The organism is Marinospirillum perlucidum, from assembly GCF_003336805.1.
Classification (GTDB): domain Bacteria; phylum Pseudomonadota; class Gammaproteobacteria; order Pseudomonadales; family Halomonadaceae; genus Marinospirillum; species Marinospirillum perlucidum.
Genome location: NZ_QFWJ01000008.1, coordinates 1 through 22,196 on the forward strand (window position 1 = coordinate 1; position 22,196 = coordinate 22,196).

The window sequence follows — 22,196 nt, forward strand, 5'->3', positions numbered from 1 at the left end:
TCCTGGGTGTAGTGGTGGCCTGTTTATGCAGTTTGATGTTCATGAATACGCTCCTGAATGATCTGCTGAAGGAGACCCTTTGCAGCAAGCAAAGGATAACTCCTCAATGAGATTTGATCATCCGGAATCTGACATATAGCTACTTAGTGGTGATGCTGGTGACTTCTTTCAACCGGTCTTGCAAAGAAATCCGGGGTGTTTCAGGCTGGTTTTAAAAAGGAGACCCTGCATGCGCTGGATGAAAATATTTTGCCTGCTGTCACCGACCTGGTTGCTGGCTGATCGTTTTAAAAAAGGCTGTGACCGGACTCGGGTTATTAAAACCCTGAATTCAGTTTATTTGTCGATTGCTGTTGCTTCCATGGTCCTGGTGCTGGCTTTTCAGGCTTGGGGGGCTTGGCAGCCTTGGGTTCGCTTGCATCAGGCATTACCACTGATTGTCGTCTTCCTTTGGGGGTATTTTCTTTTGTCCCGCTGCAATGAGATCTTCTGGGCTTTTTTGATGGATGCTTTTGACAAGCTGGATGCCGCCCAGAAAAGCAGTAGTTGGTTGACTCCACGGCAAAGGGTGGCCTTGTCCTTGAAAAGCTATCTGGAGCTGGTCATCAATTTTGCCCTGATTTATTCCCTCTTTCCTGCTCAGGCGGCCTTTTGGGAAACCCGGCCACCCGGCAGTCTGTTAGAGAGCCTCTATTTCAGCGGTGTCACCATTACCACCCTGGGTTACGGGGACCTGGCACCGGCTCACTGGGCCCTGCAACTCTTGACTGTTTACGAGGTTTTTTGCGGGTTTATCCTGCTGGTGGTTTGCTTTACGGTTTATAGTAATCTTAATCGCCGCACTGCCATCTAGGGTTGCGGTATTACCCTTTGATAAAGGTAACTCCAGGGAACAGGAAGGCCTCCAGGGAGTCCTAACCAGCTGAATAGCAGAATATTTCAGGAGCCAGTCATGCAGAACGAACCTCATTCACCCTCTAAGACCACGGATGAGCTGCCCACATCGGGCGGTTATTCCATGAAAACCATCACCCTGGCGGTCTATGCATTGCAAGCAGCCTCTTTTCTGGTGGGCTTTACTTTTGTTGTGGCCGTGATTATCAACTATGTAAAGGCTTCCGAAGTTAGGGGAACCTGGCTGGAAACCCATTTTCGTTGGCAGATTAGAACCTTCTGGTTCTCGCTACTTTGGGTACTGGTCGGGATCGTCCTGAGTTTTGTTTTGATCGGTTATCTGGTTTTTCTGGTCAACACCATCTGGGTGATCTATCGCATCGTCAAGGGCTGGTTAAGATTGACTGAAAATAAGCCCATGTATGTTGAATTTTAATAGAAGGCTTAGTGGCTGTTTCTAAACAGCTGCAAAGTCAGGGGAGGTCGCGTGCCCGAGTCGGTTCTTGAATTCTGGTTTGATCAGTTGGAGCCCAGTCAGTGGTGGAAGGTGGATCACGACCTGGATCAGCAGTTGCGTGAGCGTTTTCTTCCGCTTCTTCGGGCTGCTGCTGCCGGTGAGTTGGCCGCCTGGCGAGGTGATTCGCGCGGGCGGCTGGCCGAGATTCTCTTGCTGGACCAGTTTTCCCGCAATATTTTTCGTAATACGCCCCGCGCTTTTAGCCAGGATGCTTTGGCCCTGGTTTTATCCCAGGAGGCGATTGCAGCCAATGCGCTTAAACACTTGTCGCAAGAAGAACGTAATTTTTTATTGATGCCCTGGATGCACAGTGAATCCGCGAAAATTCACCAGCAGGCTGAAATCCTGTTTCGGGATTATGCCTCCGAACATTCCTATGAATTTGAATTAAAGCACAAGGTCATTATCGACCGCTTTGGGCGCTATCCGCACCGCAATGCGATTCTTGGGCGTGAATCCACTCCCGAGGAAGTAGAGTTTCTGAAGCAACCCGGCTCTTCTTTTTAAGGAGCCTCTAATTAACCGCTGCGCTGCGCCCCATATGGATGTGGGTCGCAGCGCAATAGTTAATCAGAGGTTTCTTGGTTACCAAGAGGGATGGCCGCAAATGATTATTCCTTTGCAACTACCTGGTTGCGCCCGTTTTCTTTGGCTTGATATAGCGCTTGGTCGCAGCGTGTAATGAGCTGGCTGGCGTCTTCTTCCAGTTGGTGACTAACAACACCGAAGCTGGCTGTCACCTTACCTACGCCGGGAAAGTCGGTTGTGTTCAGGCAGTGATGAATTTTTTCGGCCATTTTACAGGCCTGATCCAGGCGGGTGTTGGCGCAGACCAGTAAAAATTCCTCTCCACCCCAACGGCCGGGGCAGTCGGTTTCACGCAGATTGCTGCGTAGAAGCTGGGCCAGGGTAATAAGCACCTGATCCCCTGCTGGGTGACCATAGGTGTCGTTGATGGTTTTGAAATGATCGATATCCAGAAGTAAAAGGGACAGAGGCTGGCCGTGTTTTTGATGCTGCTGGATACCTTCCTCAATATTTTTACTGATAGCGTTGCGATTGTAGAGGCCCGTTAAAGGGTCTGTAATGGATATTTTATGCAGATGTAGGTTTTTTTGACGAAGTTCTAGGGTTTTACGTTCTACTTCTTTCTCCAAGTGCTGCAGGGATAAGCGTAATCCAAGAAACAGAAGCAGTTCGATAAAGAGAAAGCCCAGGAGCCCCAAAAGGATATTGAATCTTAAAGTTGATTCAAGTGCTCGAACATCAGCAGTAATGTCCCTCCAGAAGATGACGCTGCCTGCCGGTCCTAACTGGCTGCTTTGGGAGGCCTGATAATCATAGAGAGGTATGCGGGTTACCGCATAGTGGGTTTCCCCACTTTCTAGTGTCCGGGTACCTGAGGTGAAGAAAGCAAGTTCTTTTTCTTGCATTAGCATGATCAGTTCAGGGAAGAAATCACTTGATTTGGACTCTATCCCGCATTGGCAGCTGAGAAGATCACTGCCAAAGCGTTCTTCAACATAATCCGGCCACATTTTTTCCGTGATATGGGTAGGGGTCAGGATCACGCCACCATGAATCTGGTACTGTTGCTGGAAAAGCTTGATTATTTCTTCAAAGGAGGTGCCAACCTCTAGAGCTCCCAGATGTCGAGGTCCTTCAGGTGAGGTTTCTGGGGCAAAAACGGGCACTACACCTCTTAAACCTGAATAGACTCTTCCTGTTTCAAAGCCGGTTCTTGGGGTTTGATCCTGATTAGTGGCCACAATAATATGGCGCAGGTTGTCCATGTTGTCGCCAAATTTTTCCGGCTTGTGTACTCGAAGGAAGCTGGTAGAGCCTGGAGGTAGGTGAAAGTGCAGCTGTCTGGCATCGAAGGTTTTCTGCACTTCTTGCCAGCTGCTTTGAACTTCGGCTAATAATTGTTGCCGCAGCTCGGCGGCACGGGGGCCGCCTGGACCACCGCCTTCCTCTTCTACAGCTCTTGTTGCCTGCTCAAAAAGTAGTTGAACCTGCTCATCTCTAGAAATATAGGTGGCTACAAATAAAAGGTTGTCTAGGGTTTGTGCTTTGGTTGCTTCATAGTCTCGGTGCAGGTTTTCGCCTTCTTCTTGGATAACGTGTTGAAAGCTTTCTTCTGCCCGTTGGTTGTTATAAACAACAAAAGTAATGTCCAGCAAAGCGAGGAAGAGGCTAGCAGTCAAAAAAAGAAGGTTTTTGGGAGACATCAAATAACCTGAAGTAAGAAAGCTCAATGCTGGGTGAACGCCGTTCAATCAGCTTGCTTGGCCGGTCTTGTAAAGTCAAGTAACTGAAGCGACGGGTTTTTTGTTCACCAGTGGGGCTTAAGAGTAGGAGGGTTAATGCCTGGGAATCTCAATGAACTTATTGCTGCCTTCCTTAAAAGGGATACTTGCGAGGGCCGATGGCATAGTTTATCCGGCGGCTGTGTTGATGAAACCGGTTATTGGCAGTTTCGGGATGGGCGGCGGATTTTTATTAAATTAGGACGCAAGGGGCAGGCAAAAAGATTTGCTGCCGAGGCGCGGGGCTTGCAGCTGCTGGCCGAGGCGAAGGGTCCACGTGTCCCTGAGGTCCTGGGGCAGCTAGTGAAAGGCGATCAGGCCTGCCTGATTTTGGAATATCTTGATTTGCAGCCTCTTCAGAACCCGGTGGAATTGGGGTATTCCCTTGCTCAACTGCACATAAAGAGTGGCAATTCCTTTGGTTGGCCCGAAGACAACTGGATCGGCTCCAGCCCACAAAAGAATCGCTGGCGAACGGACTGGGTTGATTTCTGGAGAGAAGAGCGCCTGGGTTACCAGCTTCAACTGGCCCGGGAAAACGGAGCTCCTGGTCAGCTGTTGGCTGCCGTGGAAGAACTGCAGCAAGGCCTGGATGCCTTTTTCACCCAGTATCAACCGCGTCCTTCATTAGTGCATGGTGATTTGTGGAGTGGAAACTGGGCCAGTGATCCTCAGGGGCGGAGCGTTATCTATGATCCCGCAGCCTATTACGGTGATCGTGAAGTGGATCTGGCTATGACGGAACTCTTTGGCGGACCTGGCCCCGATTTTTATGCCGCTTATCAGGAAGTCTGGCCTTTGGACCCAGGCTATTCGGTACGCAAGCAGTTATATAATCTCTATCACCTGCTCAATCATTTTAATATGTTTGGTAGTGGTTACGTGGGCCAGGCAAAGGGTACAGCGCTTTCTCTACTTGCAGAAATTCGTTAGTTGGGGGCGGAGTGTCAGGCTTGATCGGCTGAAGTCTTGAGCTCTCTGGCCTGATTGAAGGCCCTGGCGAGAAGATAGCCCAGAGTGCCCAGGGTGGCTGGTGAAGTGGCCGTCAAGTGACTGTGAGCAACCTTGGCGGCAGGTGATTCAGGGTCGCTGGTAATGGCTGCCAGCTTACAACGCTGCTCATGAACAAACCGGAGTAGGTGCTGATGGGTATCACTGTCTCCTTCCAGTGACAGCAATAGCAGTGTGTCTTCAGGGAAAACCAGCTCGACATCGGGCGCAAAGGTTTCATCGTTGTAGACAAAAATACAGGGCGTATCTGCCTGTGTCAGGGCGGAAAAGGTTTTGCGGCCGGCTTCACGATTTTGATCCTGAGCACAAATCACGATGCGCCCACGGCATTGCATCAGGGTAGCCAGGAAGTCTTCCATGTCCTGGTTTACTTGGCCAGCAATCTGGGACAAGGCTTCCTGCTCTGCTGCTAATTCTTTTTTGATTAAATCAAGATGCATATGCCGTTACAGAATGTAAGTTTATTTATTTGAATTCATCCTAATTCAAGGGACATGGCATAGCAAGCACATAGCAGCAGCAAATACAAACAAGCGTATGAATCTGGGTGCAAGTGTTTTAGACTGGCAGGCGTTTTTATTTGAGAGGATGCTCTATGTTGACCCGAACCCCCATTAAAATTCGTGGCTATCACCTGGATCTTTACGGCCATGTTAACAATGCCCGCTATCTGGAGTTTCTGGAGGAAGCTCGCTGGGACTTTCTCGAACAGCAGGTGGATGTTTCCTCTTTCACCGGTTCTGGCCTGGGCCTGGCGGTCGTGAATATTAATATCAACTATCGCCGCGGGGCTTATGTGAATGAGGAAATCGAAATCCTCACTTCCCTGGCTCGCCTGGGTAACAAAAGTGCGGTCATGCACCAGGATGTGGTCCTGAAGGGAACAGAAACCCTGGTGGCTGATGCCGATGTCACTTTTGTCGTGACTGATCAGAAAGCCCAGAAAGCGGTGCCGCTGGAGGGTGAGCTGAGAGAAGTTCTGGAACAATGGCAAAAAAAGGATGCCTGATGCTTTTGCAGATAAAAGGCGTATAATGCCGCTGCAAAACTTGAGGGAGTTGTTATGGTTGCTGAAAACACCGTGCCGGTGATCACTCTGGATGGCCCCGGAGGAGCGGGCAAGGGAACCGTTAGCATGCTGTTGGCCAAGCAGTTGGGCTGGCATCTTCTGGATTCAGGGGCGCTTTACCGCCTGGTGGGCCTGGCGGCCGATAACCATGGCGTCGAACTGGATAATGAAGCGTCTCTGGCAGTTCTGGCCGAGCATCTTGATGTGCAGTTTCTGGTCTCCAAAGAGGAGCTGGTCCAGGTAGTGCTCGAAGGCGAGGATGTTAGTCAGGAATTAAGAACTGAGCGGGTAGGTGGTCTGGCCTCCCAGGTGGCTGCCTTGCCCAGTGTTCGCGAAGCGCTCCTGGCCCGTCAGCGCGCCTTCCAGGATACGCCAGGACTGGTCTGTGATGGGCGCGATATGGGAACGGTGGTTTTTCCTGAGGCACCCCTGAAAATCTATCTGACGGCCAGTGCCGATGAACGGGCACGTAGACGTCAGGAACAGTTGCGTGACAAGGGCGTAACTGCTAGTCTATTGGACCTTAAAAAAGACATTCTGGAGCGTGATGCGCGTGACATGAACCGCAAGACAGCCCCGCTGCGGCCTGCAGAGGATGCTGTTGAAGTGGATACCACGTCGCTAAGCATTGCAGAAGTCGTCGACTTAATTCTTGCTGAAGCAAAAAGCCGAGGCTTGATATCTCAGGCATCCTCCGCCTGAGATGCTTTTCAAGTCGAGCAGTACGGAGGTCATTCAGAGTAGCGTCACAGTTTGCTGAGATCCCCTTTGAAAATCTCATCAGGCTTAACCAGCGTTAACGCCTCTGAATGGAAAAGACCAGGCCCGCGTTTGTTGGTGGCGCGGAGGGCGGCAAATCAGCCGCATTTTTTGACATAAAACTTGAGTAGACAATTTCATGACCGAATCCTTTGCCGAACTATTTGAAGAAAGCTTGCAAGAAGTCAACATGGAAGCTGGCTCCATCATTACCGCCACCGTTGTGGATATTGATGGTGACTGGGTTACCGTTAACGCCGGACTCAAGTCCGAAGGCGTTATCTCCCTCAGCCAGTTCGAGAATGCTGACGAACTGAAAGAAGGCGACCAGGTGGTTGTAGCCCTGGAGTCTGTGGAAGATGGCTTTGGTGAAACCCGTCTGTCCCGCGAAAAAGCCCGCCGCGCTGAGTCCTGGATTGAACTGGAAGCGGCTTTCGACAAGAACGAAATCGTCAAGGGTATTATCAATGGCAAGGTCAAGGGTGGCTTTACTGTTGATGTTAACTCCATCCGTGCCTTTCTGCCTGGCTCTCTGGTTGACGTGCGCCCTGTTCGCGACACCGCTCACCTGGAAAACAAAGAGCTGGACTTCAAAGTTATCAAGCTGGATGCCAAGCGCAACAACGTGGTTGTATCCCGCCGCGCTGTACTGGAAGCAGAAAACTCTGCCGAGCGTGAAGAACTGCTGGCCAACCTGGCCGAAGGTCAGGAAATCCAGGGTATTGTTAAGAACCTGACTGATTACGGTGCCTTCGTTGATCTGGGCGGCGTTGACGGTCTGCTGCACATTACCGACATGGCCTGGAAGCGTATCAAGCATCCTTCCGAGATTGTTGCTGTGGGCGACGAGATTACCGTTAAGGTACTCAAGTTCGACCGCGAGCGTAACCGTGTTTCCCTGGGCCTCAAGCAGCTGGGCGAAGATCCTTGGATCAACATCAAGTCTCGCTACCCAGAAAACTCAATCATCAAGGCACGCGTTACCAACCTGACTGACTACGGCTGCTTTGCTGAGCTGGAAGAAGGCGTTGAAGGTCTGGTACACGTTTCTGAAATGGACTGGACTAACAAGAACGTTAATCCTAAGTCTGTTGTTAGCCTGGGCGACGAAATTGATGTCATGATTCTGGACATCGACGAAGAGCGTCGTCGTATTTCTCTGGGTATCAAACAGTGCCGTCCCAACCCTTGGGAAGAGTTCTCCAGCCAGTACAACAAAGGCGACAAGATCTCTGGTGCCATCAAGTCCATCACCGACTTTGGTATCTTCGTTGGCCTGGACGGCGGCATCGACGGTCTGGTTCACCTGTCCGACATCTCCTGGAACGAAGCGGGCGAAGAAGCTGTTCGCAAGTTCAAGAAGGGTGAAGAAGTTGAAACCATCATCCTGTCGATCGATCCAGAGCGTGAGCGCATCTCCCTGGGCATCAAGCAGCTGGAAAGCGATCCTTTCAACGAGTTCCTGGCACTGAACGACAAGGGCTCCATTGTTAAGGGTCAGGTCGTTTCCGTTGAGCCTAAGGAAGCTGTTGTTGCTCTGAACGAAGAAGTTCAGGGTATCCTCAAAGCCTCCGAAATCAGTGCCGAGCGTGTTGAAGATGCACGTAACGAACTGAAAGAAGGCGATGAAGTTGAAGCTCGCATCGTTAATGTTGATCGTAAGAACCGTGTGATCAACCTGTCCATCAAAGCTAAGGACAAGGTTGAAACCGAACAGGCCATGGCTGCTCAGCGTGAAGCTCAGCAGACTGAAGGTCAGTCCGGTCCTACCACTATCGGTGACCTGATCAAGCAGCAAATGGAAAACCAGAACTAAGTTATTAAGTTCCCGGTTTGTCCAAGAAACCGCCACCTTCGGGTGGCGGTTTTTTTTCGTCTTCACTAGGCTTGCAAGCGAAGAGTTACTCCTTTCCCGCCAATTGAAGGATGTAAAAATGCGCAAGTTTGCTCTGATGATGGCTCTGGGCTTGCTGCTCTGTTTACCTTTGCAGGCTGATCAGCAAGTAACCACCGAAGACTACACCCTGAAGGTGGATATTCTGGCTGAAGGCCTGGAGCATCCCTGGTCGCTGGTATTTCTGCCGCAAGGCGAGGTCCTGATCAGCGAGCGTGCCGGACGTTTACGCCTCTATCGTGATGGTCAGCTATTGGATACCGCGATCCGGGGTTTGCCGGAGATCAGCGTGGGCGGTCAGGGCGGCTTGCTGGATTTGGCGCTGCACCCGAACTTTGCCAGCAATGCCTGGCTCTATTTCAGCTATGTGGCCGAAGTGGAGGGGGGTTATACCACTCGCCTGGCCAGAGCGCGTTATCAGAACCGGCAATTGCATGATCTGGAGGTGCTCTACACGGCTCTCCCGGCTAGCGGGACACGCAGACATTTCGGTGGTCGGCTGGTGTTTGATCGTCAGGGCTATCTCTACATGACAGTAGGCGACCGGGGTGAAAAGGAGCGTGCTCAGGATACCGGGGACGCTGCTGGTAGTGTTGTTCGGCTGACTGATGAGGGACAGGTGCCTGCAGATAACCCCCTGGTAGGTCAGGAAGCTGCCTTGCCGGAAATCTATGCCTGGGGAACCCGCAATGCTCAGGGCTTGGCTTTGGATTCACAAACCGGTGAAATCTGGATGCAGGAACATGGTCCTAGAGGCGGTGATGAGGTCAATCGATTGCAGTCTGGAGCCAACTACGGTTGGCCCAAAACCACCTTCGGACGTGCTTATACCGGTTTTGAAATCACGCCCCACACCCATTTGCCAGGCATAGAGCCGCCTCTGTGGCACTGGACGCCTTCCATTGCTCCTTCAGGATTAGTGGTCTATCGCGGCGAGCTATTTTCACGTTGGCAGGGGGATCTTCTGGTGGGAGCTCTCAAAGCCCGTTTGATTACGCGCCTGCCTCTGGAACGTGAAGGCGATACCTGGCAAATAAATCGTGAAGAGCGCTTCTTCGAAGACATTAAGGCCAGAATCCGGGCCTTGTATGAAGCGCCTGACGCCAGTGTCTGGGTTCTAGCGGATGCTGAGGATGGCTACCTGCTGCGTCTGACGCCTGGTGACTAGAGTTCTATTGCCGAGCGTACATGAACGCCCCAGAAGAGGAAGGGCTGCAGGGGTTTGAGAATATCCTTGCTGGCCACCTCCAGTATTTTGAACTGGGGATCACTGGTATCCCGGGGTGGTGGATGGATATAGGCCTGACCACTCATGGCCTTGATGCCAGCGCAGATGGGAGTATTGATGTTTTCACCACGTTTGGTGACCACGGCCAGATCACCATTAGTCAGTTTGACTGCTGTGCCCGGGGGGTAGATGCCGATCTGATTCAAAAAAAGCTTGGTGAGTTCCGGCCCGACCAGAGAGCCACGTTCGTTGAAAAGCTGTTTCAGGGCTGATTTTACCGACATGGGCTCACGGTATTCGCGAGCACCTATGAGGGCAACATAAATGTCGGCCAGAGCCACCAGCTTGGCTTCATTGGCCAGATCCTGCCCCTTGATCCCCAGGGGATAGCCGCTACCATCCAGGCGTTCATGGTGTTGAAGAACAGCACGCCGCCAGAGAGGCTCCTTGATTTGCATGCTGTCCAGCATTTCCAGGGTTCTTTGCGGATGATGGTGGATGGTCTCGCGCTGGCTGTCAGTTAGCGGTTCTTTTTGCCGATTGAGCTTGTCATGAATATGCAGCATGCCCAGATTGGCGGTCAGGGTGGCGGCTAGCGTGGAGAAGAGCTGTTCTCCATAGATGTTCAGCTTTTGCGAGATGACCGCAATTAGAACGGCACATTGAATAGGGTGATGGATGCTGTAGGGAATTTCATCATGCCGTGGCCAGTGAACCGTTCCCAGCAGGGCTTCCGGGCTGCGTTCGGCTAGACCGAGGACCTGGCTGCAGATGCTGCGGATTTTGCGATAGAAGACCTCGGGCGCTGCAGAATTGCTACTCTTAACCTGTTTGAAGGCAGTTTCCAGTTGGGATTCCAGCTCTTCGATTTCCAGAAAGGGGTTGACGTTGGCGCTGTAGCGAAAGGGTTTGAATTCACTGCTATGATCTTCACGACTGTAATCACGTTTGACCAACCCTCTTTCCATGAGGATTTCAATTTGCTGTTCGCTGCTGATCATGGCGCCACGGGACAAAAGCAGGCGTCCCCCTTTGGTGTAGATATCCAAATGGGTTTTGCGGCCTACAGTGAGTTCTCCGGGGCGTATTTTTTCAAGCATTCAGTGTCTCAGAACAAGCAGGTGTTCAATGTTTCATCGGGTAAAAGCGTGTGACCCCAGCTGGGTGGCTTTTTAATGGAGCAAAGATTATTCTTGCAGTCAGGTGCTTTGAGTATGGCGGCTAGTAACGTAAAAGTGTGAAATTTTGTGTTAAGGAATGGCTTAATAATTCATTTGTTTTGCATATACTAAGAACCAGGTGTTTGCTAAGCTGTTTTAGGATGTTGAAGACTTAATATTATAGGGCTAGGTAGCTATGGGTGATCAGGAAACAACCAGTCAAGACAACTATTGTATTGCATTACAGCCTATATGTGACCACCGCATGCGGCATGTTGCCGATGAGCTCCTCTACCGGGCCAATGCCACAGCTACCTTCGCTACAATTGAAGACCAGATGCAGGCAACGGCGCGAGTCTGCAATGTTGCCTTCTATGAAACGGGTCTGGAAAAGCTGATCGGCAATCGTAAGCTTTTTTTCAACGCCCCCCGGGAATGGTTGCTTAAGCCGGAGCTCCTGCCTCCCTATCCCGAACAGGTGGTGGTCGAAGTTCTGGAAAGTGTTACCGGTGACCCGGAAGTTCTGGAGGCCCTCCAAAAAGTCCGCCAACTGGGTTACGACGTGGCACTGGATGATTTTATTCTGACTACGGAGACCGAGCCTCTCCTGGATGTCGCTACCATCATCAAGGTGGATCTTTTCGAACCGGTTCGCGAAGAGGACATTGAACTCTACAAATCACGTGGCATTCGCTTGCTGGCTGAAAAGGTGGAGGACCTGGAAACCTTCAAGCATTACCGGGATCAGGGATTCGAATTTTTCCAGGGCTATTTTTATTCCAAGCCCGAAGTTCACGAGGAAACCTCACGCAAGGGCCGGGGTAACAACAAGGGTGCTCAGATCCGCTTGCTGAAAGAAGCCCAGGAAGAAGAGCCCAACTATGCGGCCATGGAGAATCTGATCGCCCAGGATCCGCAGCTGACCTTTATGCTGTTGAAATATGTTAACTCAGCTGCCTTTCGCCGCCGTAGTGAAATCACCACTATCCATCAGGCCTTGAATACCCTGGGCATTGACCGGGTCAGAACCATAGTTACCACCGTGATGCTGGCCAATAACGGTCCTGCTAGCCGCTTGTTGCTGCCTCAGGCTCTAACGCGGGCAGCCATGTGCGAAAAATTGGCTGAAAGCATGTCCGCCATCAATAAGCGTACTGCTTTTATGGTGGGCCTGATGTCGATGATGGATTTACTCATGGGCGTGGATATGAATGAACTGATGGATCAGTTGCCACTGAGTAAGGAGATCAAGGATGCCATTCTCCACCGCGAAGGTAAGCTGGGGCAGCTGCTGACTTTGGTCCTGGCGTTTGAGCAGGCACGTATGGAAGGCAAGTCACCCGGTTTGGTTGAACGTTTGAACCAGGCCTGGATGGACAGCCAAGTCTGGTCCAATGAAATCATGATGCAGGTTGATTATTGAAGCCCAGGTAAGCCTTCAATTGCTTTTTTTAATCCAGTAGCGGTATTCCTGTTCATCCTCTTGCTGGTGAACCAGTTCGTGTTGGAGGAACTGACAAAACTTGGGAATATCCCGCGTGGTGGCCGGGTCAGTGGCTCTGACCAGAAGGATTTCTCCTGCAGTCATCTCATCCATTTTCTTGTGCAAAAGCATGATCGGTTCCGGACAATATAGGCCTCGGCTGTCGAGAAGTGCCTGATACTCGGGAGCAGGTGAAGTGGGTGTCATCATCTTAGCCTTAAAGATAGTTGCACAGGGACGAAATTGGCGATAATTTTCAGGTATTTAGGCTGCTTGAGCAAGTTGTTTCAGGAATTGGAGAATGAAGATGATAAAAGTATTGATCGAACGCCATCTGCAGGATGGGCTGGAAGAAGAATACATGCAGGCCTCCAAGGCGCTGTTGCAGGCCTGTATGGAATTTCCTGGCTATATTTCCGGGGAGTCCCTGAAAGATCTGGATCGTCCCAACCACCGTATCATCATTACTCATTGGCAAAGTGAGTCGGCCTGGCGTGAATGGGAGAAATCACCCCAGCGTCAGCAGCTGCTGGGTGGCATTGCCGGTATCCTGGCTACTGATGAGAAGGTACTTTTGCTGTCTCCGATTTAAAGCTAGTCACCAGGTGTCCCGGTCAGGGCCGGGACACCCAGCTACTGCTTAGTTGTCGTCTTTTCCTACGCGTACAGCCAGGACATCACAGGGCGCGCCGTGCAGAACGCCGCTGGACACTGAACCTAGCAGCAGCTGCAGACCGTGACGGCCATGGCTGCCCACAACGATTAGATCAACCTTGTTTTCTTCGGCCAAACGATGGGTTTCCGAGTCCGGCATACCCACCAGGACATGCTGGTTTTCTTCGGGAATATCAAAGTCTTTGAGCAATTCGGCCATGCGCTTGTGGGCGTGTTCGTCCAGTTGTTCCTGGATGCTGGTCAAATCCATGGGGATGTCACCGCCATAAGCGAATCCCAGTGGCTCCAGGGTGTGCACCACCGAGACCTTGGCCTGCCGGTTGCGCGCAGCAATTTCCTGAGCCCGCTCCAGTACCTGGCGGGAATCTTCGGAAAGGTCGATGGCAACAAGAATGTTCTGGTATTCGTTACTCATAGATAGCGTCCTGTTTTCAGTGGCTTGCTAAACAAACTTTTCATGAGACTATAGCCTGAAATTGGCCTTTTTGTCTTGGCTTTCAAACTTCTTTTCAACATTTTTATAGTGAGGCGAGTGTGGAGTTATTGGGATGGTTCCTTCTGGCGGCCCTGTTGGTTCTTTCGCCGATTACCTGGTTAAAACCCAGTGTGCGGCAAAAGCAATTGATTCGTTTACGTGATCTGGCCCGGTCTTTGGGTATCAAGGTCACCTTGACGCCTCTTCAGTTACAGGATGGTCGCAAGCTCTATGGTTCGGCCTACCGTTGGTTACGGGCTCCCGAAGCACCGATCATGCCTGGCTATATCTGTCTGTTGAGCGATCGCCTGGATGAAGTTCAGGGACGCAGTTCCTATTGGAAGGACGGCTGGATACTGATGCAGGGCAGCCCTTCAATTTTGACGGATGAGCAGCGTCAGGCTTTTGATGCCTGGCTGGATCAATTACCAAAAGACAGCTTTGCTGTGGAATGGGGGTCGGCAACCCTCAGCCTCTGGTGGGAAGAAAGAGGCAGCAACGAGCTGCTGGAAGAACTGGATGCAGGCGCTCGTCAGCTTCTGCAGCTAGACTGCAAGAAACCGCATACAGCTTAAACGGGAGGTAGCCATGTCAGTGACTGCTTTTTCAGCCGAGGGCGAAAGACGCTTGGCCCCGACTTCTTTCCCTTTGCCGGACGTATCCGAGCCGGAAGGTGAGTCCCAACAGCAGGGGTGGAAGCGCCTGGTCCTGGGGGGTGGTTGTTTCTGGTGTGTCGAGGCTGTTTTTCAGCTACTGCCGGGTGTTCAGCAGGTGGTTTCCGGTTATGCCGGCGGGGAGGCTTCGACGGCCAACTACGAGGCTGTCTGTAGCGGTCAGACCGGCCACGCTGAAGTGGTGGCCATTGATTATGATCCGGTTGAAATCTCTCGTGGCCGCCTTTTGCAGGTCTTCTTTTCGGTGGCTCATAACCCGACACAGCTGGATCGCCAGGGAGCGGACCGGGGGCCTCAATACCGTTCGGTCATTTTTTATCAGACAGAGCAGGAAAAACACCAGGCCCAGGCCTACATCCAGCAATTGGAGGCTGCAGGGGCCTGGAGCCAGCCTCTGGTCACCCGCCTGGAAGCTCTGGAAGCCTTCTATCCGGCTGAAGACTACCATCAGGATTTTGTCCGTCAGCATCCCGGGCAGCCCTATGTCGAAGCCGTGGCACGCCCTAAGCTGGAGCAGGCACTGGCCAATTTTTCCTGTCCTCTGCCTCCTTCCTGAAGGTGGGTGCCTAAGCCTAAAGTTGCAGGGGGCGGCTCTTTTTTGTTGTACCCACTAGGCCTAAACTCAGTGACTTAGAAAACATAATAAGAAAGTATCAGAGGGGTGGGCGGATGAAAAATGCACTCAAGCTGCTTGGGTGGCTGTTTTTGCTGCTGGGTCTGGCTTTGTTCTGGTGGCAGGGGCTAAGCGGTCCTTTGGCGTGGTTGGCCAGTGGACTGGTTGTTCTGGGTGGTGTTGGGCTCAGTTGGCCAGCAGGCAAGCCCCAGGAAAAAAGAACCTCCAGTCGTTCGGGGCTGGAGCAAATTTATGCCGCAGATGGCCAGGCTCTGCAAGGGCTTTCAACGGCCGGTCTTTCATCCGCAGAGGCGGATTACCTCTCGCTCAAGCAGATGGCCAGCCAGTTGGCACAAAGAGCCAGCTTGACAGCGATTTCCACGGCCGAGGTTTCCCATCATGCCGATACCATGGATAAGCGCCTCAGCTGGCAGTCTGATCAGGTATCCACGGTTTCTTCTTCCATGGATTCCATTTCGGTGGCCATAGAGCAGGTTTCAGTTAATTCCAACAAGGTCGCGGAGATGGCCGGGCTGGCGCGTGACGATAGCTTTCATAGCCGTGATGCCCTGGCCGGTTTGATGACGGATATGCGGGATTTGTCCAGCCGTTCCGAGAAGGCGCTGGATCTGATAGAGCTGCTCAACGAAAAAAGCTCCAGTATTCAGCAGGTGACTCAGGTGATCGAGGGCATCGCTGAGCAGACTAACCTCCTGGCCCTGAATGCTGCCATCGAGGCGGCTCGTGCCGGTGAGCATGGTCGTGGTTTTGCTGTGGTGGCTGACGAGGTGCGTAGTCTGGCCAGTCGTACTTCGGAATCCACGCGCCAGGTTGAAGAGATCGTTCACGAGATCCAGAAAAGTACCCATGAAGTCGTGGATAGTATCGGCCATCTGATGAAACAGGTTTCCGGCGGTGCTGCAGCTGTCGAGGAAGTCGGTGGGCGCATGGAATCCATGGCGGGTCAGTTTGACGAAGTGGGTCAACAGATTAATTCTATCGCTTCAGCAGTGGGTGAAAGCCATGATCATGTTCAGGAGATTGCCGGTAGCCTGACTGAATTGACTGAGCAAATTTCCCAGGGTAACCGGGATATGCATGATCTGGCCCGGCAGGCACAAAGCCTGATGGATAATGCTGAATCCATTAATGCGGATCTGGCTACGCAGCGGGTGGACTCGCGTCACCAGCAAGCTTATCAATTGGCACGTCAGGCTGCGGACGAAGTTGGTGAGTTGTTGGAAAAAGCGATTCAGGACGGGCGTTTTTCAGAACAGAGCCTATTCAACCCTGACTATCAGGAAATTCCCGGAACCCAGCCCACCAAGTATCATACGGCTTTTGACAGCTTGACCGATGAGGTGCTGCCTCCCCTTCAGGAGCCTTTGCGCAAGGCTTTTCCCGGTGGTCTCTCCTATGCCATAGCCTTTGACCGTAACGGCTATGTGCCCACACACAATGATGCCTATGCGCATGCCCCCACGGGTGATCCTGATGTGGATCTGGTTAAAAGCCGTAGTAAAAGGATCTTTCAGGACCCCACAGGCAGTCGCTGCGCTTCCAATACCAAGGAGTTGCTGGTGCAGACCTATAAAAGGGATACCGGTGAAGTGGTTCACGATCTCTCGGTGCCCATTTATATCCGTGGCAAGCACTGGGGCGGTTTTCGAGTCGGTTACGCCCCGGAATGATGCTGTCTTCTTGACGAGGCCCGGCTTGATGCCGGGCTTTTTCTTGGCTGCTGGCTAGACGGCTCCCTGTTGAATCATGGCATTGGCGACTCGCCTGAAGCCGGCAATGTTGGTGCCCAGAACCAGATTTTTTTCCTGGCCAAATTCGGCCGCTGTCTGGTGGCTGAGAGTAAAGATATCCCGCATGATTTTTTGCAGGCGCTGATCCACTTCATCAAAACTCCACTGTGTCATGCTGGCGTTCTGGGCCATTTCCAGCTGACTGGTGGCAACTCCGCCTGCATTGGCTGCTTTGCCGGGGCCGTAAGCCAGTCCGGCTTCCAAAAACAGGTCAATGGCCGCTGCTGTGGAAGGCATGTTGGCACCTTCACACACACAGATAACGCCATTTTGAATCAGGGCCTTGGCATCAAGAGCTGTGAGCTCGTTCTGGGTTGCTGAAGGAAAGGCGGCCTGGGCAGGGAAATGCCAGACGGCATGGCCTCTTTGAGGGTAATCCTTGACCGCAAGATAGCGCGCGTCGGGATGCTGTTGGATATATTCTTCCAAAGAGCCTCGGCGAACTTCCTTGATTTCCTTGAGCAGGGCCAGATCGATTCCGCGATCATGATAGATACAGCCTCTGGAATCCGAGCAGGTTACCGGCAGGGCACCCAGTTGGTAGAGTTTTTCAATCGTATAAAGAGCGACATTGCCCGAGCCGGAAACCAGGCAGGTTTTGCCATCCAGACTTTCATTGCGACTATTGAGCAGGTTCTCGGCAAAATAGACTGCGCCATAACCGGTGGCTTCTTTACGAACCAGGGATCCGCCCCAGTTGATGTTTTTACCGGTTAATACACCTTCATAGCTGGCCGTGAGCCGCTTGTATTGACCGAAGAGGTAACCGATCTCCCTGGCACCGACCCCGATATCTCCTGCGGGCACATCGGTGGTAGAGCCGAGATGTCGATAAAGTTCACTCATGTAGGCTTGGCAAAAGCGCATGATTTCGGCATCTGATCGCCCCTTGGGATTGAAGTCGGAGCCGCCCTTGCCTCCACCTAGCGGCAGGCCGGTTAGAGCATTTTTGAAAATCTGTTCAAAACCTAAAAATTTGATAATCCCGGCATTGACGCTGGGGTGGAATCTCAAACCACCTTTATAGGGGCCAAGCGCTGAATTGAACTGGATCCGAAACCCCTTGTTGACCTGGATTCTATTCTGGTCATCCTGCCAGGTGACTCGAAACAGAAGCTGTCTTTCCGGTTCGACCAAGCGTTCAATGATATTCTGATCGGAATAGAGAGGATCTTTTTCAATGAGAGGGCGAATCGATTCCAGGACTTCTCGAGCCGCTTGATAGAATTCGTTTTGTCCGGGACTGCTTGCTTGAAGACGATCCAGGGTGGTCTGAACGTAGGACATGAAGGCTCCTTTTCGCAAAGATGGGGAGGTTGCATGAACCTATATAGTACATCCATGCATCTTTAAGGTGCGAAAATATAGCTGAAGGGAGGGTTTGCGTCCAGAGGTGTTCTGTTTTGGTGCAAATTGGGCGCCCGGAAAGGGCGCCTGGCGCAGGTTTATAAAACTTGCTTGAGGGTTGTGATCAGTTGCTGGTTTTGCTCGGGGGTGCCAAGCGTTATTCTCAGATACTTGTCGATACGAGGTTTGTTGAAATAACGAACCAGCAGTGCCCGGTCACGCAGCTGTTGGGCGAGCTGCTGCGCTGAAGTTGTTTCGGGAACCCGGGCAAAGACAAAGTTGGCCTTGGAGGGGAGTACCTCGAAGTCGAGTTTTTCCAGTTCCACGGTGAGCTCTTCGCGGCTCTGAATCAGAGTTTGGCAGAGGTTTTGATAGTAGTCTCTGTCTTCCAGGGCCGCTTGGGCACCAGCCAGAGCCAGACGATCCAGAGGGTAGGAATTGAAGCTGTCCTTGACCCGGTTGAGGCCTTCGATCAGTTCCGGGCTGCCCAGGGCAAAACCAACTCTCAAGCCAGCCAGGGCCCAGGATTTGGAGAAAGTCTGGGTGACCAGGAGATTGGGGTAGTCCTTGACCAGGCGGGCGGCTGACTCAGCGCCAAAATCGACATAGGCTTCGTCCACCAGTACGACTGAATCCCGGTTTCTTTCCAGTAGGGCAGTGAGGTCTTGTAGATCCAGGGCCTTGCCGGTGGGTGCGTTAGGGTTGGGGAAAATAATGCCGCCATTTTCGCTGGGATAATCTTCCAGGCGAATACTGAGTTGGTCATCCAGCGGCTGGAGTTGATAATCCACTTCGTAAAGCTGGCAATAAACCGGATAGAAGCTATAGGTGATGTCGGGAAAAATCAAAGGAGCCTTCTGTTGGCGAAAGAAAGCCTGGAAAGCCAGAGCCAGGACTTCATCCGAGCCGTTGCCGACAAAAATATTTTCACTGTCTAACTGGCAATAGCGGGCCAAAGCCTGCTTTAATTCCAGTCCCTGAGGATCAGGGTAGAGGCGAAGGCTGGCATTTGTTGCCTGGCGGATGGCTTCAAGCACCCTGGGAGAAGGGCCGTAGGGACTTTCGTTGGTGTTCAGCTTGATCAGGTTTTCGATTTTAGGCTGCTCGCCCGGTACATAGGGGGTCAGCTGGTGAACCAGCGGGCTCCAGAAACGGCTCATATTTAACCCTTGGGAATCAATTTCAGAAAAAATAAAGAGCTACTTTATACCTTATGGCAAAACAAACTCAACGTTTGGACAAGTTTCTGGCCAGTACGACTGAATTAACGCGAAGCCTGGCCAAGAAGGCGCTTCACCGCGGAGAAGTCAGTGTGAATGGCGAGGTGGTCAAGAACCCCGGGGTGCAGCTTACTGCCGAAGATGAAGTGGTCTGGCTGGAGCAAAGCCTAAAGAGCTGGGGGCCTCGCTATCTGCTGATGAACAAGCCGGCTGGATATGAGTGCACAAGCCGCAGTAGTCATCATCCGTTGGTACAGGATCTTCTGGATTTGCCGGATAAAGCCAGTATTCACCCGGTCGGCCGCCTGGATGTCGAGACTACAGGTTTACTGCTTTTGACCGATGATGGTCAATGGCTTCACAAAATTACCTCACCCCGTTACCAGAAAGAAAAGGTATATTTTGCAGAATTGGCTGAACCTCTTGTGGAAGGAGCGGCTGCTTCCCTGGCAGAGGGGGTGCTGTTGGAGGGGGAAGAAAAGCCGACAGAGCCGGCCAAACTGGAAATTTTGGATCCACAGCGCGTACGCCTGACCGTGACGGAAGGCCGTTACCATCTGGTTCGCAGGCTTTTTGCAGCCTTGGGAAACCGGGTAGTGCGTTTACACCGCGAAGCAGTTGCGGGACTCTGGCTGGATGAAAAGGCGCTGCCTGCGGGAAGCTGGCGGCATCTGAGTGAGGAGGAGGTGCAGGGGGCAGCCCAGGCACCCAGGGTATAATTGACCGGGACGAGCCGGTTACAGAACAGGATTTTCAGGATGCAAACCATGAAAAACCGCATGTTGATCGAATTGGAGCGTATCCGTAAGGATATCAATCGCGAAGTTATCAATCCCTTGGTTCCGGAGTTGAGCCTTGCCGATCTGGGGCCGCTTTTGACTATGGTGGCCAATGCCAGGGCTCAGTATGTGAAAACCCTCTTGGATCTGGCTCAGTCCACCGAAGGTGAGGCCCCTCAGGTAGAACAGGTTCAGGCATTGCGTGATCAGCGTTTCATTTTTGAAGAATTGGTGGCGGCAACCAATGCCCTGGAGACAGTGATTCAGCGTGAATATATGGATGTCAAGGATAGTCAGAGACCAAAACCTGCTTAAAAGTAGACAAAAGGCATAGCCTTCTGTGAGGGCTATGCTAGAATGCGCGCCCATAATTGAGCTGAGTATAGGAACAAGGTGACTTTATGGCTTCTACCCTGGCATTTGTTTTTCCTGGGCAGGGCTCCCAGCAGCTGGGAATGCTTGCTGAACTGGCAGAACGGTATGCAGTTGTGCGGGCTACTTTTGAAGAAGCATCCGCTGTTTTGGGTTATGACTTGTGGGAACTGGTTCAGGAAGGTCCAGCTGATCAGCTGAATCAGACCGATAAGACCCAGCCTGCGCTTCTGGCGGCCAGTGTTGCTGTCTGGCGGGTCTGGAAAGAACTGGAAGGCGCTCATCCTGCTTGGGTGGCGGGTCATAGTCTGGGTGAATATTCTGCCCTGGTTTGCAGTGGTGCCCTGGACTTTGCTGATGGTTTGCGTCTGGTTCGTGCCCGCGGCGAATTTATGCAGGCTGCAGTGCCGCAGGGTGAGGGTGCCATGGCCGCCATTCTGGGTCTGGATGCCGAAGCGGTGGAAAAAGCCTGCGCCGAAGCTGCAGAGGGTGAAGTCGTTCAGGCAGTCAATTATAATGCCCCCGGCCAGATCGTGATTGCCGGTTCTGTTGCCGCAGTTGATAGAGCCATTGCTGCCTGTCAGGCTGCCGGTGCCCGCAAGGCCATGCCGCTTCCGGTCAGTGTGCCTTCTCATTGTGAGTTGATGCGTCCAGCGGCTGAGAAGCTGGCAGAAGAGTTGAATCGCATTCAGCTCAACAAGCCGCGTGTGCCTGTGATTCAGAATGTGAATGCAGCACCTGAAACTGAAGTCTCCAAGCTGCGTGACAATCTGGTTGCTCAGCTTTACCGTCCGGTGCGCTGGATTGAAACCATCGAGTTTATGGATGCCCAGGGCGTGGATACCTATCTGGAATGTGGTCCAGGCAAGGTGCTGGTCGGTCTTAACAAGCGCATCGTCAAGCCAGCCAAGAGCCTGGCCGTGAATGATCCTGACTCGGTAATGGCTGCGCTGGAGTTGTTGCGCGGCCAGCAGGAAGCGAACGCATAAAAGAAAGCGAGAACAAAGATGACTGAACAACAGACACAAGAAAATCTGCAGGGTCGCGTAGCTCTGGTGACCGGTGCCAGTCGTGGTATTGGCCGGGCTATCGCTGTGGAGCTGGGCCGTCGCGGAGCGACCGTGATCGGTACTGCTACCAGCGAATCCGGTGCCCAGAAGATTACGGAAGGTCTTCGCGAAGCCGGTGTTGAAGGCCAGGGCATGCAGCTGAATGTGACCGATGCCGATTCTATTGCCCAGGTACTGAAAACGATTACCGATGAGCAGGGTGCGCCGACCATTTTGGTCAACAATGCAGGGATCACCCAGGACAACATCATGATGCGGATGAAGGAAGAGGAGTGGGATTCAGTAATGGATACCAACCTCAAGTCTGTTTATCGCATGAGCAAGGCCTGTCTGCGTGCCATGACCAAGGCTCGCTGGGGTCGTATTATCAATATCAGTTCCGTAGTTGCTACCATGGGTAATATGGGCCAAGCTAACTATGCGGCTGCCAAGGCCGGTATGGAAGGCTTCACCAAGTCTCTGGCCCGTGAACTGGGTTCACGTAATATTACTGTCAATGCGGTCGCGCCCGGCTTTATTGCCACGGACATGACCGAGGTGCTGCCCGAAGAACAGAAAGAATTTCTGATCAAGCAGGTGCCGCTGGGCCGCCTGGGCAAACCAGAAGAAATTGCAGCTGCCGTGGGTTTTCTGGCCAGTGAGCCAGCGGCTTATATTACCGGCGAAACCCTGCATGTTAATGGCGGCATGAACATGCGGTAAAAACCTTTTCTTCGAAGTGGATTTTTTTAACCAAAATCACTGATTTTAGGTTGCAAGAGTCCACTTCGGTTTATAAACTGGCGTGCAATTTTAGACAATGCACGGCAAGACTCTAACCAGGAGCAAACAAACGT

24 protein-coding genes are annotated in these 22,196 nt (G+C 52.2%); 17 read left to right on the top strand and 7 right to left on the bottom strand.

Going from position 1 to position 22,196, the window contains the following annotated elements:
- The first annotated feature begins 229 nt into the window (after positions 1–229).
- From DFK18_RS10400 to DFK18_RS10410, 3 genes are all read left to right on the top strand, one after another.
- Positions 230–853: a potassium channel family protein gene (locus DFK18_RS10400; protein ID WP_114418197.1), complete on the top strand. Its 624-nt coding sequence runs from the start codon at positions 230–232 to the stop codon at positions 851–853.
- Between the two features lie 99 nt (positions 854–952).
- Positions 953–1,330, top strand: coding sequence for a DUF4870 family protein (locus tag DFK18_RS10405; protein ID WP_218563943.1), 378 nt, complete (start codon positions 953–955; stop codon positions 1,328–1,330).
- Positions 1,331–1,381: 51 nt separating this feature from the next.
- A complete protein-coding gene (locus DFK18_RS10410; RefSeq protein ID WP_114418198.1) occupies positions 1,382–1,918 on the top strand; it encodes a DUF924 family protein in 537 nt (178 codons plus the stop codon).
- 104 nt (positions 1,919–2,022) lie between these two features.
- Here DFK18_RS10410 and DFK18_RS10415 read toward each other — a convergent pair whose 3' ends face one another.
- Positions 2,023–3,642, bottom strand: a complete 1,620-nt coding sequence (locus tag DFK18_RS10415; RefSeq protein WP_114418199.1) for a sensor domain-containing diguanylate cyclase — start codon at positions 3,640–3,642, stop codon at positions 2,023–2,025.
- Positions 3,643–3,777: 135 nt separating this feature from the next.
- On the opposite strand from DFK18_RS10415, the gene DFK18_RS10420 reads away from it, so the two are divergent.
- A complete protein-coding gene (locus DFK18_RS10420) occupies positions 3,778–4,653 on the top strand; it encodes a fructosamine kinase family protein (protein WP_114418200.1) in 876 nt (291 codons plus the stop codon).
- 14 nt (positions 4,654–4,667) lie between these two features.
- Here the strand turns inward: DFK18_RS10420 and DFK18_RS10425 are convergent, their stop codons facing one another.
- The gene (locus DFK18_RS10425) at positions 4,668–5,171 is read right to left on the bottom strand and encodes an SIS domain-containing protein (protein WP_114418201.1); all 504 of its coding nucleotides are present in this window, start codon (positions 5,169–5,171) and stop codon (positions 4,668–4,670) included.
- A 155-nt stretch (positions 5,172–5,326) separates the two neighbouring features.
- Here DFK18_RS10425 and DFK18_RS10430 point away from each other — a divergent pair, with 155 nt between their 5' ends.
- The 4 genes from DFK18_RS10430 to DFK18_RS10445 all read left to right on the top strand — a co-directional run bounded on the left by DFK18_RS10430 (position 5,327) and on the right by DFK18_RS10445 (position 9,621).
- On the top strand, positions 5,327–5,740 hold the full coding sequence (locus tag DFK18_RS10430) for an acyl-CoA thioesterase (RefSeq protein WP_114418202.1): 414 nt from the start codon (positions 5,327–5,329) through the stop codon (positions 5,738–5,740).
- Between the two features lie 54 nt (positions 5,741–5,794).
- Positions 5,795–6,502: a (d)CMP kinase gene (gene cmk, locus DFK18_RS10435; RefSeq protein WP_114418203.1), complete on the top strand. Its 708-nt coding sequence runs from the start codon at positions 5,795–5,797 to the stop codon at positions 6,500–6,502.
- 196 nt (positions 6,503–6,698) lie between these two features.
- Positions 6,699–8,375 (top strand): 30S ribosomal protein S1, encoded by a 1,677-nt coding sequence (rpsA, locus tag DFK18_RS10440; protein WP_114418204.1) that lies wholly within the window; start codon positions 6,699–6,701, stop codon positions 8,373–8,375.
- Between the two features lie 118 nt (positions 8,376–8,493).
- On the top strand, positions 8,494–9,621 hold the full coding sequence (locus DFK18_RS10445; protein WP_114418205.1) for a PQQ-dependent sugar dehydrogenase: 1,128 nt from the start codon (positions 8,494–8,496) through the stop codon (positions 9,619–9,621).
- Here the strand turns inward: DFK18_RS10445 and DFK18_RS10450 are convergent.
- Entirely contained in the window at positions 9,618–10,781 is a 1,164-nt protein-coding gene (locus tag DFK18_RS10450) for an HD-GYP domain-containing protein (protein WP_114418206.1), read from the bottom strand. The two genes, DFK18_RS10445 and DFK18_RS10450, sit on opposite strands and share 4 nt — an antisense overlap.
- Positions 10,782–11,106: 325 nt before the next feature.
- On the opposite strand from DFK18_RS10450, the gene DFK18_RS10455 reads away from it, so the two are divergent.
- Positions 11,107–12,264, top strand: coding sequence for an EAL and HDOD domain-containing protein (locus DFK18_RS10455; RefSeq protein ID WP_218563944.1), 1,158 nt, complete (start codon positions 11,107–11,109; stop codon positions 12,262–12,264).
- A gap of 15 nt (positions 12,265–12,279) precedes the next feature.
- On the opposite strand, the gene tusA is transcribed toward DFK18_RS10455, so the two are convergent.
- Complete coding sequence (gene tusA / locus DFK18_RS10460) at positions 12,280–12,534, bottom strand: sulfurtransferase TusA (RefSeq protein ID WP_425451596.1); 255 nt, start codon at positions 12,532–12,534, stop codon at positions 12,280–12,282.
- 91 nt (positions 12,535–12,625) lie between these two features.
- Here tusA and DFK18_RS10465 point away from each other — a divergent pair, with 91 nt between their 5' ends.
- On the top strand, positions 12,626–12,916 hold the full coding sequence (locus tag DFK18_RS10465) for an antibiotic biosynthesis monooxygenase family protein (RefSeq protein ID WP_245944366.1): 291 nt from the start codon (positions 12,626–12,628) through the stop codon (positions 12,914–12,916).
- 48 nt (positions 12,917–12,964) lie between these two features.
- Here DFK18_RS10465 and DFK18_RS10470 read toward each other — a convergent pair whose 3' ends face one another.
- On the bottom strand, positions 12,965–13,414 hold the full coding sequence (locus tag DFK18_RS10470) for a universal stress protein (protein WP_114418209.1): 450 nt from the start codon (positions 13,412–13,414) through the stop codon (positions 12,965–12,967).
- 119 nt (positions 13,415–13,533) lie between these two features.
- Between DFK18_RS10470 and DFK18_RS10475 the strand changes: the two genes are divergently transcribed.
- From DFK18_RS10475 to DFK18_RS10485, 3 genes are all read left to right on the top strand, one after another.
- Positions 13,534–14,049 (top strand): hypothetical protein, encoded by a 516-nt coding sequence (locus DFK18_RS10475; RefSeq protein WP_162299763.1) that lies wholly within the window; start codon positions 13,534–13,536, stop codon positions 14,047–14,049.
- 13 nt (positions 14,050–14,062) lie between these two features.
- A complete protein-coding gene (gene msrA, locus DFK18_RS10480) occupies positions 14,063–14,704 on the top strand; it encodes a peptide-methionine (S)-S-oxide reductase MsrA (protein WP_114418211.1) in 642 nt (213 codons plus the stop codon).
- Between the two features lie 113 nt (positions 14,705–14,817).
- Positions 14,818–16,452, top strand: coding sequence for a methyl-accepting chemotaxis protein (locus DFK18_RS10485; protein WP_114418212.1), 1,635 nt, complete (start codon positions 14,818–14,820; stop codon positions 16,450–16,452).
- Positions 16,453–16,506: 54 nt separating this feature from the next.
- Here DFK18_RS10485 and gdhA read toward each other — a convergent pair whose 3' ends face one another.
- A complete protein-coding gene (gdhA, locus tag DFK18_RS10490) occupies positions 16,507–17,859 on the bottom strand; it encodes an NADP-specific glutamate dehydrogenase (RefSeq protein ID WP_114418213.1) in 1,353 nt (450 codons plus the stop codon).
- Positions 17,860–18,017: 158 nt separating this feature from the next.
- The gene (gene hisC / locus DFK18_RS10495; protein ID WP_114418214.1) at positions 18,018–19,079 is read right to left on the bottom strand and encodes a histidinol-phosphate transaminase; all 1,062 of its coding nucleotides are present in this window, start codon (positions 19,077–19,079) and stop codon (positions 18,018–18,020) included.
- Positions 19,080–19,132: 53 nt separating this feature from the next.
- Here hisC and DFK18_RS10500 point away from each other — a divergent pair, with 53 nt between their 5' ends.
- The 4 genes from DFK18_RS10500 (at position 19,133) to fabG (ending at position 22,062) form a co-directional block, all read left to right on the top strand.
- Positions 19,133–19,858, top strand: a complete 726-nt coding sequence (locus tag DFK18_RS10500; RefSeq protein ID WP_114418215.1) for a pseudouridine synthase — start codon at positions 19,133–19,135, stop codon at positions 19,856–19,858.
- A gap of 39 nt (positions 19,859–19,897) precedes the next feature.
- On the top strand, positions 19,898–20,233 hold the full coding sequence (locus DFK18_RS10505; protein WP_114418216.1) for a hypothetical protein: 336 nt from the start codon (positions 19,898–19,900) through the stop codon (positions 20,231–20,233).
- An 86-nt stretch (positions 20,234–20,319) separates the two neighbouring features.
- Positions 20,320–21,279, top strand: coding sequence for an ACP S-malonyltransferase (gene fabD, locus DFK18_RS10510; protein WP_114418217.1), 960 nt, complete (start codon positions 20,320–20,322; stop codon positions 21,277–21,279).
- A gap of 18 nt (positions 21,280–21,297) precedes the next feature.
- The gene (fabG, locus tag DFK18_RS10515) at positions 21,298–22,062 is read left to right on the top strand and encodes a 3-oxoacyl-ACP reductase FabG (RefSeq protein WP_114418218.1); all 765 of its coding nucleotides are present in this window, start codon (positions 21,298–21,300) and stop codon (positions 22,060–22,062) included.
- Positions 22,063–22,196: the final 134 nt, after the last annotated feature.